Origin of the sequence: Photobacterium sp. WH24, from assembly GCF_019204055.1 — a bacterium.
In the GTDB taxonomy this organism is placed as follows: domain Bacteria; phylum Pseudomonadota; class Gammaproteobacteria; order Enterobacterales; family Vibrionaceae; genus Photobacterium; species Photobacterium arenosum.
In genome coordinates this window covers 65,831-82,923 of sequence record NZ_JAGSOZ010000003.1, presented here as the reverse complement: position 1 = coordinate 82,923, position 17,093 = coordinate 65,831, and the positions used below count along the sequence as shown (strand labels likewise).

Sequence of the window (17,093 nt, the reverse complement as noted above, 5' to 3'; positions counted from 1 at the left end):
AAGTGGCTAACACATTGAAACCAAATCTGTTCTTATCCCTGTTACTGACATTCATCCTTATGGGATGTGCCAGCTCGCCGCCAGATCCGTCACCGGAAAAACTGGCAGGAAACGAATACGGCCTGGATGATGAGGAGCTTGAAGCTGCCGGTCTGGATGTCGAAGAGCTGGAAGCCCTGAGTGAGCCGGAAAACGCGGTTTATGACCCTTTTGAAGGGTTTAACCGTGCCATGTGGACAGTAAACTACGATTATCTTGACCCCTATTTTGTCCGCCCTGTGTCACTGGCTTATGTCGATTATGTGCCGTCACCGGTGCGTACCGGTTTAAGAAACTTCCTGTCCAACCTGGAAGAACCGGCTAACATGCTGAACAGCTTCCTGATGCAGAACCCGGAAAAGGCGGTGGATCATTTCACCCGCTTTTGGATTAACAGTATTTTTGGTCTGGGCGGGTTGATTGATATTGCGGCCGCTGCCGATATTCCGCCACCGGGAGAGCAGGCATTTCCTGATACGCTGGGTTATTACGGTGTCGGGAACGGCCCTTATTTCATGATACCCGCATACGGCCCTTTGACCTTGCGTGAAGGTGTCGGGGATCGCGTGGATGCTCTGTATTTTCCGCTCAATCTGCTGACTTTTTGGCAAAGCGTTGGCAAGTGGGCGCTGGAAGGCATGGAAGACAGGGCCAAACTGGTGGCTCAAGAACCTATGTTGAACAACTCACCGGATCCGTACGCTTTCACGCGCGATGCTTATATTCAATATAAGAACTTCAGGGCTGCGGGCAGGGAATCTGAACCCGCACAGCCGCAAAATGAAGAATATCTTGATGATTTTCTTGATGAAATAGACAGCGAATAGTCATCCGGTCTGTGTGAAAGATAAACCAGAGCAAAACTGCTCTGGTTTTTTTATACCTCTAACACAGTTTGATTTTTGTTAATTTTTTGTAAATAAAAACATTTCTGACAAAGTTAACACTTTGGCTGATTTCCAGTTTGATGAGTCCCAATAATACCGCTGCTGAGTGACACTTATTTGTAGCACTGAACTAATACCGGTCAAGCGAGTAGAATACTGCAGTAATTATCATTTCATCCCGTTTCATTGCCAGAAGTTTCATTTAGGTTGGCATAAGATCACAAAGCGCAATATCCAAAATAGAAATCCGACTTTCTTTCTTTGCGACAAAAAGAAACTGAACTATTGATTACCTAGCATGGTTTCATATCCGTGCTTTGTTACTTACTTTTTAACTCAAGGAACGAAGTAATGTTTTTCAATAAGTTAAATCCTGTCGCGGCAGGTATCGCCGTGATGACTATGTCGTGGGGAGCGATGGCAGCACCAGGCACTCCGCAAATTGCCTGGATGGAAACGGATTACGCTATCGTAGAGGTTGATCAAGCGGCCTCAGCCTATAAAAGCTTGATTACGGTTAAGCCGGCAGCGGAAGTTCCGGTTGCCTGGCAGCGTTATTCTGGTGAAACGGCTGACCTTTGGAAAGTGAAGCTCAATGGTAATGTGGTGTTTGAGCAAAGCATTGCTCCGGCATCCAGCGGAGCGGGTTCAACAACACTGTCTGTAGCCCAGGGTGGTCAGTATGCCATGACAGTTGAGCTGTGTAGTGGCACGGGGGCGGCGCAAGCCTGTACCAGCAGTGCGGCAACGAACATTGTTGTTGCCGATACCGATGGCAGCCACTTAGATCCATTACCCATGAACGTGGATGCTAATAATGGCAATTACACAACGCCTGCGAACACTGTGGTTGGTGCTTACTTTGTCGAGTGGGGCGTCTATGGCCGTAAATTCTCGGTGGATAATATTCCGGCGCAAAACCTGACCCACATTTTGTACGGCTTTATTCCTATTTGCGGACCCAATGAATCTTTGGGCGAGATTGAAAATGGCAACAGCCTGGCCGCATTAAACCGTGCCTGTCAGGGAACGCCGGATTATGAAGTGGTGATCCATGACCCTTGGGCGGCGGTTCAGATGCCTCAGCCGCAATCAGGCCATACCCACAGCACGCCTTATAAAGGTACCTATGGTCAGATGATGGCGTTGAAACAACGTTATCCTGATCTGAAGATTGTTCCTTCTGTTGGCGGCTGGACATTGTCTGATCCCTTCTATTCTTTCACCGACAAAGCCAAGCGTGACATTTTCGTCGCCAGTGTGAAGAAATTCCTCAAAACATGGAAATTCTTCGACGGTGTTGATATCGACTGGGAATTCCCGGGCGGGAAAGGCGCGAATGCGAATCTGGGCGATCCGGTCAATGACGGCCCTGCGTATGTGGCTCTGATGCGCGAACTGCGTGTCATGCTGGATGAGCTGGAAGCCGAAACTGGCCGCCAGTACGAGCTGACATCTGCAATCGGTGTAGGCTATGACAAGATTGATGTCGTGAACTATGCCGATGCGGTTCAGTATATGGACTACATTTTCGCCATGACGTATGATTTCTTCGGCGGATGGAACAACGTTCCTGGCCATCAGACAGCACTGTTCTGCGGCAGCCACATGTCTGCTGATGTCTGTAACGGCACAGGTGTTGATGAAAACGGCGTGCCTCGTCAAGGTCCGGCTTATACTGCCGCGCACGGTATTGATCGTCTTCTGGCGCAGGGTGTTCCTGCAAACAAACTGGTACTGGGTACTGCCATGTACGCACGTGGCTGGACAGGTGTTACCGAAGCCAGCATGACAGATCCGACGAATCCAATGACAGGTACAGGCAACGGCATGGTGCCTGGTTCGTGGGAACCCGGGGTTATTGACTACAAAGACGTTGTGACTGACTACATCAATAACGCTGCAGTTACTAAGGGTTATGATGCGCAGGCAGAAGCACCCTGGGCGTACAATCCAAGCAACGGTAACCTGATCACTTATGATGACCGTCGTTCAGTGCTGGCTAAAGGTCAGTATGTCCGTAATCTGGGGCTGGCGGGCTTGTTTGCATGGGAAATTGATGCCGATAACGGCGATATTCTGAATGCGATGCAGGATTCACTGGCTGGTGGCGGTGGCAACTACGCCCCGGTAGCGAAAGCGGGTGCTGATCAAGTGGTTAATGGTGCGGCGTCTGTGACTCTGGACGGCTCTGCATCCAGCGATCGTGATGGTCAGATCGTCAGCTATCAGTGGACACAAACCAGTGGTCCGGCACTGACTCTGACCGGGTCAGATACCGCGACAGCTACCGTTGCTGTTCCTGAAGTGACGGCTGATACCCAGTATGCGTTCACGCTGACAGTCACCGACAATGCCGGTGATACCGCTACTGACAGTGTGACAGTCACGGCCAAAGCACCAGGTTCAAATACCGCACCTGTGGTGGCAGTGTCTGGTCCTGCGACAGCCAATGCCGGTGATACTGTAGTGCTGGATGCGTCGCAATCGTCAGATGCCGACGGCGATACACTGACCTTTACCTGGACAGTGCCTGCCGGTGTTAACGCGACAGTGAATGGTGCAACAGTGAGTTTTGTTGCCGACAGCTACACAGTCGATACGCCGCTGAACTTTACCGTCGCGGTATCCGATGGGACCGATTCAGTGACAGAGTCAGTCACAGTGACGGTATTGAAAGACGGCGGCTCAACCGGCTGTACCAATGCCTGGGCAACTGGTGGTGTGTATAACTCCGGTGATATCGTGACGCATTCAGGCAAGTCCTGGAAAGCGAAATGGTGGACGACTGGTGAAGAGCCAGGAACAACAGGCGAGTGGGGCGTTTGGGAAGATCTAGGCGCAGCCAACTGCCAGTAAATTCAGATACCCACCTGAAGGCTGGGAACTGATAAAATCCATAAAGAAAAGCCGCTCTAACGAGCGGCTTAGTTTTTTCTGGCAATATCCCGTTCTTAGTTAGAAAGAGCGGCTGTACTGCACACCGTACAGCAGCGCATCAGCACGGGTTGTCGCACTGATTGAGGTCGCCGCGGTTTGTTCGGTTGCGGCGATATCTTTACCCATCAGGTAGGTCAGGCCGAAATCAATCGTTGATTTAGTATCGAGATTATAGGTAAAGCCGCCAGAGAACCATTGGCGATCTGAATCTGGGACAGAAATGGAGGTTTTCTTGTCCTGAGCACTGGTGTCGTACATGTAGCCGGTACGCAAGGTCCAGTCTGAATTCAGTGTATAAGTACCACCAATCGCATAGTGCCAGCCATCCTGCCACTGGTAATCATTCAGTACTACGCCTTTGTCGGTTTTCAGCGTATCAAAGCTGCTCCACTCGATCCACTGAACACTATAGTGAACGGCGAACTGGCTGTTTAGCTGATGGAAACCGGAAAACTCAACCATATCTGGCAGCGGCATCAGCAGTTTCTGACCTTGAAGGTTCCCGCCGGCTGTCTGCGCATACATATCACCTTCGGCTTTCAGCTCGGGACTGTAATGATAAGCCAGACCAAAGCGGTTGAGGTCATTCAGTTCATAGACTGTACCCAGGTTGAAGCCAACAGCGGTGCCGTCAACATCAACATCCAGCAGTGGGCCGGCTACACCGGTTTGTTGCTGAACCAGTCCTTCTAATGTCTGATTGGAACGCTGCAGTTTGCCCTGGCCGTAAATGATGTCTAACCCGCCGCCGACGCTCCACTGATTATTCAGTCGATAAGCTGCATTCAGAGTCAGGTTCAGGCTTTTCACATCCGTCAGGCCGCCAAACTCGTTGGCAGAGTAGCTGCTGCTGAATTCGGTCTTGGTGCCGAAGTTTGAATAAATCCCGGCACCCAGAGCCAGTTTGTCGTTGACAGGGTGCACGTAATACAAGTTAGGCACATAAGAGCTACCACCAATCTGGGCATCATCAAGAGATGATGGTCCGAAGGGGGTGGAATACTGGGCATTTTTCACTTTAATGTCGGTGTCGATAACATTCAGACCCAGTGACATCGCTGGTGCATTAAACAAGGTCATAGCCGCGGCGTTACGCGACATCACTGAAGCATTGTCAGCAATGACGGCATCACCGGCAAAAGCGCGGCCCAGGCCAGTGGCAGACTGTGAGTTAAGCTGGAATCCGGCCGCCAGTGATTGCTGTGAGGCCAGCATGACGGCGGTTGCCATCAGAGTTTTTGTAAACAGACGCTTCTTGTACATAGTTATTTTTATCCTGATCGTTTTTTGCTGACACTTTAACTGTGCCAGTGAGGAAGCGATTGTAGGAGCAGGCAAAAAAACAACAAATCAGACCAGTATATAAATCATTGTTTTATTGGATTGGACAGGGACTGACTGACGAAATGATCAGCACTTTTTTGCGGTGGTCACTGTTGGTGATACCACCGCAACGTTAAATACTGGTCCAACGCATGGCGTCTTTCAGCTGTTCGGCGACAGGCATGACATCTTCGCCTTTGTTACCCACCACTATCAGGCTGGCGTTCTGAGAAGGCATGACAACACCGCGCATATTGCTGTCTTCGAAGCTTTTCATGGTGTTGGAGGATTGGGGCACGACAAAAACAGTAATTTTTCCGTGCTTACCGCCGATGACCATATGTAAGGCTTCACCGCCATCAAAACCACAATGATTGAGATAGTAAACATGAGAAGGCAAACCGCTGAGTTCAGGCCCGAAAGGTTTGAGTTTGGCGTTAACCTGAGTCAATGACACCCCTTCGTCAACCTGGTCGACAAAAGCGGCTTCGTTATAAATATGCGCCAGCGCAACCTGACCCATGTCTTTGGCGGGACTCAGCGAAAACCCGGGCTGAATCTGACCGATTAACAACCCGCACAGGAAAGCCACAGAAGCCGCTATGGCTAAATGACGGCGCACTTTTTTCTCGGCCTTATAGCCTTGCCCGGATTGGCGGAACAGGATTTTATCGGCCAGATCTTCCGGCACATCCACTTTCATCGCTGCAGACAGCTTGCTGTCTAATTGCTGTAACTCATCGTGAAGTTTACGGTTAGCAATTGACGCATTTTTCGTAGCGACCATTTCTGGACTCTGATCATTAGGATCTGCCAAAATTCGGCGACGAAATTCAAGATCGTCCATTCTGGTGGCCCCTCCGCTCGGTTTGCTTTTCTAAAGCATCTTTTAACTGGTTACGCGCTCTGAACAATCGGGTCATCACTGTGTTTCTGTTCAGTCCAAGGATATTAGCAATTTCATCACCGTTGAATCCAGCCATGACCTGTAAAACTAAAGGTTCCCGGTATTCGGACGGCAGCTGTTTAATCATATGTTGTAGCTGGCCCAGTTCTGACTCGTTTAAACCGCCTGCATCGGTGCCATGATCATCCGCAATGGGGTGATCGTCGATGTCGACCAAATCGAGCTGTTTGCGCTCAAAACGCCGGGCATTTTCGCGACGCAGGATGGTGATAAGCCAGGCTTTGGCCGCACTGTCATCGTTGAGGCTGTCTAGCGATCGCCATGCGCGCAGGCAGGTTTCCTGCACCAAATCTTCGGCAATATGCTGATCATGGCACAGCCAGTAGGCGTACCTGTAAAGGTCTTTGTGCCAGGCCCTGACCAGGGCTTCATAGCGTGTCTGTTTATTCATATCCACAGAGACCGAGGCATCTGTGTTTTTCTTGCGAAAAAATTGCTTAATCATGATGTAGCCCGTCCGTATCCTTTGAGCCGTAGTCAATAATACGGGAGATAACAGGAATTGGATTCATAAAATAGACTGTTGTGTTATTGATTTCCCTCAATATCTGTCAGCCCGCTTTCGTTATAGTAGCAGTGTTATCGGGTCTGACCCCTGATAACGTCCTTTACGGACTGAGTATACCCTTCAACTACTTGCGCGCGGAAAGTGTCAGTATTTCAATTGATAACTCAATAAGGAATGCTGAACGTTATTGTTCGCTATTGCTATCAAATTTGCACAAACGACTGACACGTTGAGTTTGTTAACCATACCATAGCGGTGTGGTTTTTTTTTTGCGCTATGTTTTAACTCCTTACACTTTTCATTGTTTTTGGTTGCTCCAACTTCTTAAACATTAATTTGAATTAAATAACAATGCCGTTACAATCGGTGTGGTCTGACCTCTACCATATTGATAAGGAGCCGCGATGACACGTCGCCAGAATCTCACGACCCAACAGGGTGAACGCATCGCTGTCGTAACAGGATTACGTACCCCTTTTGCCCGCCAGGCTACAGCCTTTAACGGTGTCCCGGCACTGGATCTAGGCAAGATGGTGGTCAATGAAATGCTGCAAAAGATTGATTTTGATCCCGCTTTGATTGAGCAGGTCGTGTTCGGTCAGGTCGTGCAGATGCCTGAAGCACCGAATATTGCCCGTGAAATCGTGCTGGGAACGGGGATGAATATTCACACCGATGCTTACAGTGTGACCCGAGCGTGTGCAACGAGTTTTCAGGCTGCGGCGAATGTTGCTGAGAGTATCATCTCGGGCACCATTGATATCGGGATCGCAGGCGGTGCGGATTCCTCATCGGTATTACCTATTGGTGTGTCTAAAAAACTGGCTGCCACTTTACTGGCGCTCAGCAAAGCGAAAACCATGAGCAAAAAAATGGGCCTGCTCAGTAAGCTCAGCCTGAAAGATTTAATGCCAGTTCCGCCTGCTGTGGCCGAATACTCAACAGGCTTGAGTATGGGTCAGACAGCAGAGCAAATGGCAAAAACGCACGGAATCAGCCGTGAAGAGCAGGATGCACTGGCCCACCGTTCACACAGCCTGGCAGCCCAGGCGTGGCGGGATGGGGTGATTCAGGGTGAAGTGATTACCGCTTTCCCGGAACCTTATCGTCAGTGGATCGATAAAGACAACAATATTCGCGAAGATTCCTCGGTAGAAGGCTACGCTAAATTGCGTCCGGCTTTTGACCGTAAATTTGGCACAGTGACGGCCGCTAACAGTACGCCGCTGACCGACGGTGGTGCGGCTGTGCTGCTGATGCGTGAAGGACGGGCAAAAGAGCTGGGCCTGAAACCGCTGGGCTATATTCGTTCTTATGCCTTTTCTGCGATAGGCGTAGAGCAGGATATGCTGATGGGGCCATCTTATGCGACACCGCTGGCCCTGGACCGTGCCGGTCTGACACTCTCAGATCTGACCCTGATTGAGATGCATGAGGCATTCGCCGCTCAAACCCTGGCGAATGTGAAAATGTTTGCTTCGAAGAAGTTTGCACAGGAAAAACTCGGTCGCAGTGAGGCGATTGGTGAGATCGACATGGATAAATTCAATGTCCTGGGTGGTTCGCTGGCATATGGTCACCCCTTTGCCGCCACCGGCGCGCGAATGATTACACAAACGCTGCGCGAGCTGCAGCGTCGCGGTGGCGGTCTGGCACTCAATACCGCCTGTGCCGCCGGCGGCTTGGGTGCTGCCATGATCCTGGAGACTGAATAATGACGGATGTAATCATGACTGAACAGACGAATACAGAACATACTGTTGAGCCGCAATCAGCTTTCAGCCTGAGCTACGGCGAGAATGGCCTTGCCTGGCTGAAAATTGATGTCCCCGGGGAAAAAATGAATACCCTCCAGGCCGCCTTCGCCACTCAGGTCGGAAGCGTGCTGGACGAGCTGGAAGCGAAAAAAGCAGAGATCAAAGGCTTGGTGGTGTATTCCGGTAAGCCGGATAATTTTGTCGCCGGGGCCGATATCCGTATGCTGGCGGCATGCACCACGGCCAAAGAAGCCGAGCAGCTGGCAACGCAGGGGCAGCAGATGTTCCAGCGTCTTGAAGCGCTGCCATTTCATGTTGTCGCTGCCATTCATGGCCCGTGCCTGGGCGGTGGTCTTGAACTGGCGCTGGCGTGCCATAGCCGGGTATGTACCGATTCGGATGCCACTAAACTGGGTCTGCCGGAAGTCCAGCTTGGTCTGCTGCCGGGCTCAGGCGGCACACAGCGTCTGCCTCGCCTGATTGGCGTGGCAAATTCGCTCGATATGATCCTGACCGGTAAACAGTTGCGTGCCAAGAAAGCGAAGAAGTTAGGCGTGGTCGATGAATGCGTGCCGGAAAGTATTTTGCTCAAGGTGGCAGAAACACTGGCGCTGAAAGGCAAACCGGTACGCAAGCACAGTTTCCAGGACTGGGCGATGGGCGGCAACCCTGTGGGCCGCGGTCTGGTGTTTGACCAGGCCCGTAAGAAGACACGCGAAAAAACCCGTGGCAATTACCCGGCAGCGGAAGCTATTTTAGATGTCATCAAATATGGCTTGCAGCACGGCATAGTCAAAGGACAAAAAGAAGAGGCCCGCCGGTTCGGAGAGCTGGTGATGTCTTCAGAGTCTGCCTCGCTGCGCAGCATCTTTTTTGCTACGACCGCCATGAAAAAAGAAACCGGTGCTGGCGATGGTATTAAACCGGCCGAGGTGAAGCGTGTCGCTGTGCTGGGTGGCGGGCTGATGGGCGGTGGCATCAGTCATGTGACCGCATCAAAAGCCGGCTTGCCGGTCAAAGTAAAAGACATCGCCAACGACGGCATTTTGAATGCCATGGCGTATAACTTTAAGCTGCTTGATAAAAAGCGTAAGCGCAAAATTATCAGTAAAGCCGAGTTACAAAAACAGATGCTGATGATCAACGGCGGTGTCGATTATCAGGGCTTTGATAAAGCCGATGTGGTGATTGAGGCGGTCTTTGAGGATCTCAGCCTCAAGCATCAGATGGTGCAAGAGGTGGAAGCCCATGCCAGACCTGACACTATTTTTGCCACTAATACGTCCTCGCTGCCTATCAACCAGATTGCTTCTGCCGCAGAGCGTCCTGAGCTGGTGGTCGGTTTGCATTATTTCAGCCCGGTAGAAAAAATGCCGCTGGTGGAAGTGATCCCCCATGCCGGTACATCGGCGCAAACGGTCGCGACCGTGGTGAAATTAGCCAAGAAGCAGGGGAAAACCCCGATTGTAGTCGCCGATAAAGCCGGTTTTTATGTCAACCGTATTCTTGCCCCGTACATGAATGAAGCCGCGCTGGCTCTGCTGGGCGGAGAGCCCATCGAACATATTGATAACGCGCTGCTGGACTTTGGTTTCCCGGTTGGGCCTATCACCCTGCTGGATGAAGTGGGTGTGGATGTCGGGGCCAAAATCAGCCCGATTCTGGAAACAGAGCTGGGTGATCGCTTCAAGAGCCCGGATGTCTTTGACATCTTGCTGAAAGATGGCCGCAAAGGCCGTAAAACAGGCAAAGGTTTTTACCTCTACAACGGCAAGAAAAAAGGTGTCGATAAGAGCGTTTATAAACTGCTGAAGCTGAACCCGGCGCGGAAAGCCTCCGGCCATGACATCGCGATCCGCTGCGCACTGATGATGCTGAACGAAGCGGCCCGCTGTCTGGATGAAGGTGTGGTGCACAGTGCTCGTGACGGCGATATTGGTGCGATCTTCGGTATTGGCTTCCCGCCATTCCTGGGCGGTCCGTTCCGCTATATGGATCAGCTCGGTGCCAAGCGTGTCGTTGAATTGCTCAATGAGCATGTCAATAAGTACGGTGATCGCTTCCTCCCCTGCGAACGTCTGCTGCAGATGGCGCAGGATGAACAGCGTTTCTACGACTGATTTCCTGTTCAGAACCTGATAAATCAAAGGCCTGCATAGCAGGCCTTTGTCGTTAGAGGGAGATGGAGACAGAGATGAAGTCAGGAGCGATGCGAAACGCTTAACTGATTTTGTGGTGCTTTAACCCTTGCTGCACATTGATGCCCAGACGAAAGCGCCGGTACAGGCTTTTCGGGCGGACTAAGTGCAGCAGCAGGATAACCGAGCCAGCCACCATCAGTGGGTTAAAGCCAATCCACAGCATGAAAGTCAGTGAACACAGGGCGATAGCGGTCAGCAGACACAACATGCTGTCAAGCTGGCGCGGATGAATAGCCTTCATACAGGAACGGCAGAATAGCCGGCTGTGTAAACTCTGGTTTTTCGCCGTAATAGACTGACGGCAGATCGAACAGGCGTGTGACATAACAGGTTCCTGAACATTGTTCTGAGAAATTATGCTTATTCGACCTCACGGCTTCTTGCATCACTATCCGATACAGACGGCCAGCCTGAGGCTGTATTTTTGGATTTGTTAATGTAGATAATCGACTGACAGGAAAAGGAAAATTAAGAGGGATGTCAAAAGTGGAATCATGATTCCACTTTTATCGTTTGGGATATGCAAACAGCCTCCCCCTGAGATCGGGACTCAGGGGGAAGCGGTTACTGGGCGTTACGCTGAAAATCGCTGACTGAGGGAATAGGATCACCCGCTTCCAGCGGAGTAAGGTTCCGGTGCGCGCCGCCCTGATAATACATCACCAGCCGATTCGCCGTTCTGGGTTTAATGTCTTCTACCAGAAAGCGGACTAACTCAGCACGGGACAGCGATGCCATTTCGTGGGCAATTTTGTGTCTTTGGTCAAAATGGTCATCTTTGTGGCCAATGCTGACCCAATAGCGCTGGGCACGTGCGCGCAAATTGGTATCCGGCTCGGACAACTGAGCGATCAGCCCTTGTTTACTGGCCTGCCACTGGCTCTCATTGAGCTCAAGCAAGACCAGCGCAAAGGCATTGGTGAACTCATCAATCGCTTCGAGCAGCTGCAACGGACCGGCCACCGGCGATTGTATATACAGCAGCAAGCCCGGATAGCGGTTAAGCGGCAGATTCGCCGTGCCTACCATGTAGCCCAGTTGCTGTTCGGTACGCAGTTCGTGGAAGAAGGTGGTCGACATCAGATGATTGGCCAGAGTGTAGGTAGCAATGGCTTTGGGCGACTGTTCCCGTGACTGGTAGTAAATCAGGATGGCGGAATCAGCATGGCCGCAGTCCACTTCATAGCGCAGCGTGCCACATTCTCCCAGATGGACCAATGGCCGCTGTGCTTCACCATATAGCTGATCTGTCACCCTAAACGCGTCTTTCAGCACTTCTGCCAATGCCAGTGCATCATCTTTACGCCAGTCACCATATACGAAAGCATCAATGTGTAGTTCGGCAAACATGGCTTCGACAAAACCGGGTAACTCGGTGACTTCAACGGTTTCCAGCTCTTTGATCAAAGCCGGGTAGGGTGGGTTATTCGGTTGCAGCAAGCCGGTCAGTTGGTTAAACAGCTGAGAAATGGGTTTGTCTTCCGCGGCATTGCGCCAGTTACGCAGCATCTGTGCTTTGATGCTGTTAAATCGGTCGATATTGAAAGTGCGGCCGGAGAATTTTTCCAGCAGCAGTTTGAGCAGCAAAGGCTGCTTCTCGCTGAAACCGGATAACTGGAGTGTCACCCCGCCCTGATGGGCATACAGGTTATACGCCATACCCGCCACTTCTGCCGGGTAGGCCACTTCGTTGCAGGACTCCATCAGCATTTCGACACACAGGCGCGTCTTGACGATATTACGCACAGAGCTTACCGCGTGCGGGCTGTCGATGGCGACATAGACCAGGCCTTTGGGCACTCTGAACTCATGTTCTTGCATAAACCACAGCCGGAAGCCCGGCAGATCCTGAATTAACTGAGGAATCGCTTCCTGTTCATCCGTCAGCGGGTGTGGATCCATACGCTGGCACAGGTAGGGGTTTTGCTCGGGCAGCAAGAGCGCCGGGTTGTTGCCCGGCTCAGCCCAGGCAGTTAACTGCGCTTCGGTAAACGGCGTGACCGAATAAGGGGTGTGATACCAGTCGGCCACTCTGTCGTGCTTTTGGCCTTTTGCCACCAGCGTCAGGCGAAGATTGTCCGGACGAAGATAGCCAAGTACGTCTTTCAGCAGCGCTTCATCGTACTGGCTCATCATATAATCGCCGTAGACGATATCGTCCGGGGCATAATGCAGCAGGTTCATCACCAGATAGCTGACGGTATCAAGCGGCCTGCTTTTCTCCTGATAGCGGAACGCCTGCTCCAGCACTGCTTGCTTTTCCAGGTAGCGCCATTCTGCCAGCCCTTGCTCTGTGATGAGCCGGATATACTGGAAAATAGTGGTGACGATATGATCGACACGGTTCAGGCCATCGGGTGTCAGGTTCAGGCCGATGGTAAATTCCCGGAAATTACTGCCACTGATCCCGCCGCCCGCTGCCAGAGTATTGATCAGCCCTTCACTTTTGAGGACAGACATCAGGCTGCCTGTGCCTTCATTGCCCAGTAAATGCGCCAGATAGGACAATGGCTTGCTACGATAATGGGCATCCATGGGGGGCAGAGTAAAAGACAGCGTGAGTTTCCGTACTTCCTTAATCGGCTCAATCGCAATAAAACAGGCGTTTTCTCTGTCTGTTATCAGGGGAACCTCAATGGCGGGTTTGTCCTGGCCTGAGTTGGGAATAGCGCCAAAGAACTGTTCGGCGTAGGTTGCCAGTTCGTCCATAGATTGCGGCCCCAGTAGTACCAACCCCATCTGATTGGCGGAATAATGTTGCTGGTAGAACGCAATCAGTTCATTGCGAACCGGGTTATCCGGCCTGTCTTCCAAAGTGGTGATATCGCCCACTGAAAATTTAGCAAACGGGTGCTCAGGGTTAATGGTTTCTTTGTGCACCTGATAAAGGCGGCGTACATCGTCTTTGAGCTTGAGTTTGTACTCGGAATCGACAGCCTGACGTTCTTTGTCGACCGCGTCGACATTGAACAGCGGGGCAATAAAAAATTGCCCGAAACGTTCCAGACCGGCTGCAAAGGCCGGCGGGGCGATTTCAAAAAAGTAGGTGGTGTTTTCCGTGCCGGTCCAGGCATTGTTGCTGCCGCCGTACTGGTTAACAAAAGACTGGAATTCGCCCGGATTGGGAAACTTTTCCGTACCCAGAAATAACATGTGTTCAAGAAAGTGCGCCATTCCCTGACGATCCAGCGGATCATCAAAGTGGCCGATGCCGACAGACAGCGCTGCTGCAGCCCGGGGTGCCGTGTGATCATGAACCAGCAAGACCCTGAGTTGATTGTCCAGTGTCAGATAGCGGTACTCTTTGGGATCGTTCGGACTTTTGAACACAGGAAGCGCCTATATTTACAGGGAATTAGGGTAATTATGACGCCCATTAATGGCACTGGCAAATTCTGTCTGGCAATGATGTGTGACTGCGCGTCAGTAATAAGAGCGATTCAGCCGTCACGCTTTCACATCGCGTAATATGAAATGGCTACCCTGTCTGTACCAGCCTTTGCTAGCATAACGACAGAAACGCGCAATCGGACTGGAGACTATGCGAATTTTTATCATGCGTCATGGCGAAGCACAGCATTTTGCCCCAAGTGACGCGGAGCGGCCCCTGACAGCCCAGGGCAAGACGTATTCCCGGCAGATGGCCAAGCAGTTAGCGAGTCATCTGGACGGGCAGCTTGATCTGGTGTGGATCAGCCCGTATCTGCGCGCTCAGCAAACCTGGCAGGCGATGTCAGAAGAGCTGCCTGTGCCAAACACCCTGATGACGGTTGATGATATCACGCCCTACGGTGACGCCAGTCAGGTGGCAGACTACCTCAAAGCCGTGATTGCGCTGGAGAAGCCGCAAACGGTTCTGGTGGTGTCGCATTTACCGCTGGTGGGCTATCTGAGTGCCGAGCTGGTACCGGGATTGCAGCCGCTGATGTTCCGCACTTCTTCCATTGCCGCAGTGGATTTTCATGCTGAGGGGGAACCGTCCGCCTTATTATGGCAGGAGAATCCTGTTGATGTTGTCCAGCCTAATCACCATTGATTGGCTGCGGTACGCAGTTTTAGATTGCCGGCCTGTCCTGATCCGACAGGTCTGGTACAATGAACGATAAAAATAAAGACTGATAAATTAAGTGGTTATGAAAAAAATTGTATTCGTATTGCTTGGCTGTCTGGGACTGACGGCTTGTGTGGCAAACATGGTGACACCCAATATTGTCGCCAACGGCGCGATAAAATGGGCAAATGGTGTGAGAGAAGAGATGAACATTTCTCAAACCGGCAGCACCTTAACCTTTGTGAGCCCGCCTTCTATGCTGAATCCGGGCGGTATCACCATTTTTTCCCGTATCGACAGTGCCCGTAATGGCAACTGTGAGCACTATTACAACGAAGGCTCGGTAAAAGTACGGATGCAGGTGTGTGATACCGGCGAAGTTACCCTGATCCAGGACGGACAGGTGGTTAACGTCGGTGCATTGTCTCAGACTGTGTATTGATCAGATCAGAGCTGCTGAGCGAGGCGTCAGGCGCTGCAGCCTGACACGCTTTCGTTCCGGGTGAATCGCTCTACCGCTCGGGCACTTCAATCAGCACCAAGAGTGCACCAGCGCCACCAAACTCCAGCGGTGCCTGGTGAAATGCCATCACATCCGGGTGCTGAGCCAGCCAGAGCGGCGCTTTCTGCTTCAGAATATGCTTGCCTATCCCGTGCATCACACAGGCGCAGGACACCCCGTCTTTAATGCAGGCTGCAATCATCGCCGCCAGCTCACGCTTGGCTTCTTTTTGTGTCATACCATGCATATCCAGAAAAATATCCGGTACATAGACACCGCGCCGTAACTTTTTCACTTCATACTTGGAGACGCCGGATCGGGCATATTGCATCGGGCCATGTTCGCTCAGATGAGGTTCAAACTCGTCAGAGAAATAAAACTCGTGATTATGGCTCTCTTTGGCACTCACATTGCGCTTATCGGTCTTCGGGCTCTGTCGGCGTGAAGTGATTATGGTATCATGCGACAACTTTTTAACGCCCTTCACTGCATCCTGAAAGAGCGAGAAATCGTCCTCTTCCAGTGCAGGGTCTTTTTTACTCATAATGAATTTCCAACTACTTTATCGCGGTATTGTAGCGCCATTTGGAGGCTATTTTGGATAAGATTTTTGTCGACGAAGCCGTCAACGAACTTCACACACTGCAGGATATGCTACGCTGGACCGTCAGTCGATTCAACGATGCCGGCCTGTTTTATGGCCACGGCACAGACAATGCCTGGGATGAAGCGGTGCAGCTGGTACTGCCAACCCTGCATCTGCCGATTGATATTCCGGCTGACGCGCGTTTCTCGCGCCTGACCAGCAGCGAGCGCCGAACGATTGTCGAGCGCGTGGTGCGCCGGGTAACCGAGCGTACCCCTGTGTCCTACCTGACCAATAAAGCCTGGTTCTGTGGCCTGGAATTTTTCGTCGACGAGCGCGTGCTGGTGCCACGCTCACCGATTGGCGAACTGATTGATAACGGTTTCGAACCTTTCCTGACCCGTGAACCTACCCGCATTATGGACTTGTGTACCGGCAGTGGCTGTATCGGTATCGCCTGTGCCTATGCGTTCCCGGAAGCGGAAGTGGATCTGGTGGATATCTCGACCGATGCCCTGGCAGTGGCCGAGCAGAACATTCACGACCACGGTCTGGAACAGCAGGTGATCCCGCTGCATTCGGATCTGTTGCGTGACGTACCCAGAGACAAGTACGACATCATAGTGTCCAATCCGCCTTATGTGGATCAGGAAGACATGGACAGCCTGCCGGAAGAGTTCCGCCATGAACCGGAGCTGGGTCTGGCCGCCGGTTTTGACGGTCTGGATCTGGTGCGCCGTATTCTGGCCAATGCCCCGGATTATCTGGCAGACGAAGGTATTCTGATCTGTGAAGTGGGCAACTCCATGATTCACATGGAAGAGCAGTACCCGCACATCCCGTTCACCTGGCTGGAATTCGAAAACGGCGGCCACGGCGTCTTCATGATGACCCGTGAACAGCTGGTCGATTGTGCCGGCGACTTCGCTGACAACAAAGACTGATTCCTGCTTTATCTGCTTTTAAACCGTTAAATATCTAAACAGCCAGATTGCTCTGGCTGTTTTTTTATCTGCGATTTTTCCATCACGCCCCTGCGAAATTTGCCCTAAACCACAGAACTGGCACAGCCCTGTCATGTTTTAGTGAAACCTATCTCATATGCCAATAATATGTCTGACTCATCAGACGAAAATAACCAGCTCGCGTGACTTCACTGTCAGGGGCGGTAGCGTCTTTAAGAGTGAGAATCTATTGAACCGTAGGGGATCAGGATGACACCTTCTGCGCTGTTAGTGCATGTCCCAGACGTGCAAGCCGGGCTGGATTGGTACCGCAAATCTTTCCCACAAGCCAAACCTGTCTAGTTTAGTCTGGAATCAGACATGCCCA

Annotated in this window: 13 protein-coding genes; 7 read left to right on the top strand and 6 right to left on the bottom strand. The window is 51.6% G+C overall.

All coding sequences use genetic code 11. The features are described from left to right. The first annotated feature begins 14 nt into the window (after positions 1–14). Both KCG43_RS05100 and KCG43_RS05095 read left to right on the top strand, forming a co-directional pair. Positions 15–866: an MlaA family lipoprotein gene (locus tag KCG43_RS05100; RefSeq protein ID WP_225445038.1), complete on the top strand. Its 852-nt coding sequence runs from the start codon at positions 15–17 to the stop codon at positions 864–866. Positions 867–1,277: 411 nt separating this feature from the next. After that, positions 1,278–3,785 (top strand): glycosyl hydrolase family 18 protein, encoded by a 2,508-nt coding sequence (locus KCG43_RS05095; protein WP_218383732.1) that lies wholly within the window; start codon positions 1,278–1,280, stop codon positions 3,783–3,785. A 99-nt stretch (positions 3,786–3,884) separates the two neighbouring features. On the opposite strand, the gene KCG43_RS05090 is transcribed toward KCG43_RS05095, so the two are convergent. The 3 genes from KCG43_RS05090 to KCG43_RS05080 all read right to left on the bottom strand — a co-directional run bounded on the left by KCG43_RS05090 (position 3,885) and on the right by KCG43_RS05080 (position 6,601). Next, positions 3,885–5,129, bottom strand: coding sequence for an outer membrane protein transport protein (locus tag KCG43_RS05090; RefSeq protein ID WP_192014730.1), 1,245 nt, complete (start codon positions 5,127–5,129; stop codon positions 3,885–3,887). 193 nt (positions 5,130–5,322) lie between these two features. Next, a complete protein-coding gene (locus KCG43_RS05085; protein WP_218383730.1) occupies positions 5,323–6,036 on the bottom strand; it encodes a DUF3379 domain-containing protein in 714 nt (237 codons plus the stop codon). Continuing rightward, complete coding sequence (locus KCG43_RS05080) at positions 6,023–6,601, bottom strand: sigma-70 family RNA polymerase sigma factor (protein WP_192014732.1); 579 nt, start codon at positions 6,599–6,601, stop codon at positions 6,023–6,025. Before KCG43_RS05080 ends, KCG43_RS05085 begins: the two co-directional genes overlap by 14 nt. A 467-nt stretch (positions 6,602–7,068) precedes the next feature. Here KCG43_RS05080 and fadI point away from each other — a divergent pair, with 467 nt between their 5' ends. Both fadI and fadJ read left to right on the top strand, forming a co-directional pair. Then, positions 7,069–8,379 (top strand): acetyl-CoA C-acyltransferase FadI, encoded by a 1,311-nt coding sequence (gene fadI, locus KCG43_RS05075; RefSeq protein WP_218383728.1) that lies wholly within the window; start codon positions 7,069–7,071, stop codon positions 8,377–8,379. Between the two features lie 14 nt (positions 8,380–8,393). Next, a complete protein-coding gene (gene fadJ, locus KCG43_RS05070; protein ID WP_218383723.1) occupies positions 8,394–10,541 on the top strand; it encodes a fatty acid oxidation complex subunit alpha FadJ in 2,148 nt (715 codons plus the stop codon). Positions 10,542–10,641: 100 nt separating this feature from the next. Here the strand turns inward: fadJ and KCG43_RS05065 are convergent, their stop codons facing one another. Both KCG43_RS05065 and KCG43_RS05060 read right to left on the bottom strand, forming a co-directional pair. Then, positions 10,642–10,947 (bottom strand): hypothetical protein, encoded by a 306-nt coding sequence (locus KCG43_RS05065; protein ID WP_027253977.1) that lies wholly within the window; start codon positions 10,945–10,947, stop codon positions 10,642–10,644. A 239-nt stretch (positions 10,948–11,186) separates the two neighbouring features. Next, on the bottom strand, positions 11,187–13,952 hold the full coding sequence (locus KCG43_RS05060; protein ID WP_218383721.1) for an insulinase family protein: 2,766 nt from the start codon (positions 13,950–13,952) through the stop codon (positions 11,187–11,189). A gap of 211 nt (positions 13,953–14,163) precedes the next feature. On the opposite strand from KCG43_RS05060, the gene sixA reads away from it, so the two are divergent. Next, positions 14,164–14,658: a phosphohistidine phosphatase SixA gene (gene sixA, locus KCG43_RS05055; RefSeq protein ID WP_192014736.1), complete on the top strand. Its 495-nt coding sequence runs from the start codon at positions 14,164–14,166 to the stop codon at positions 14,656–14,658. A 97-nt stretch (positions 14,659–14,755) separates the two neighbouring features. After that, on the top strand, positions 14,756–15,115 hold the full coding sequence (locus KCG43_RS05050; protein ID WP_255557868.1) for a hypothetical protein: 360 nt from the start codon (positions 14,756–14,758) through the stop codon (positions 15,113–15,115). A gap of 70 nt (positions 15,116–15,185) precedes the next feature. Here KCG43_RS05050 and smrB read toward each other — a convergent pair whose 3' ends face one another. Then, the gene (gene smrB / locus KCG43_RS05045; RefSeq protein ID WP_027253981.1) at positions 15,186–15,719 is read right to left on the bottom strand and encodes an endonuclease SmrB; all 534 of its coding nucleotides are present in this window, start codon (positions 15,717–15,719) and stop codon (positions 15,186–15,188) included. Positions 15,720–15,772: 53 nt separating this feature from the next. On the opposite strand from smrB, the gene prmB reads away from it, so the two are divergent. Next, complete coding sequence (gene prmB, locus KCG43_RS05040; RefSeq protein WP_218383719.1) at positions 15,773–16,705, top strand: 50S ribosomal protein L3 N(5)-glutamine methyltransferase; 933 nt, start codon at positions 15,773–15,775, stop codon at positions 16,703–16,705. Positions 16,706–17,093 lie beyond the last annotated feature (388 nt).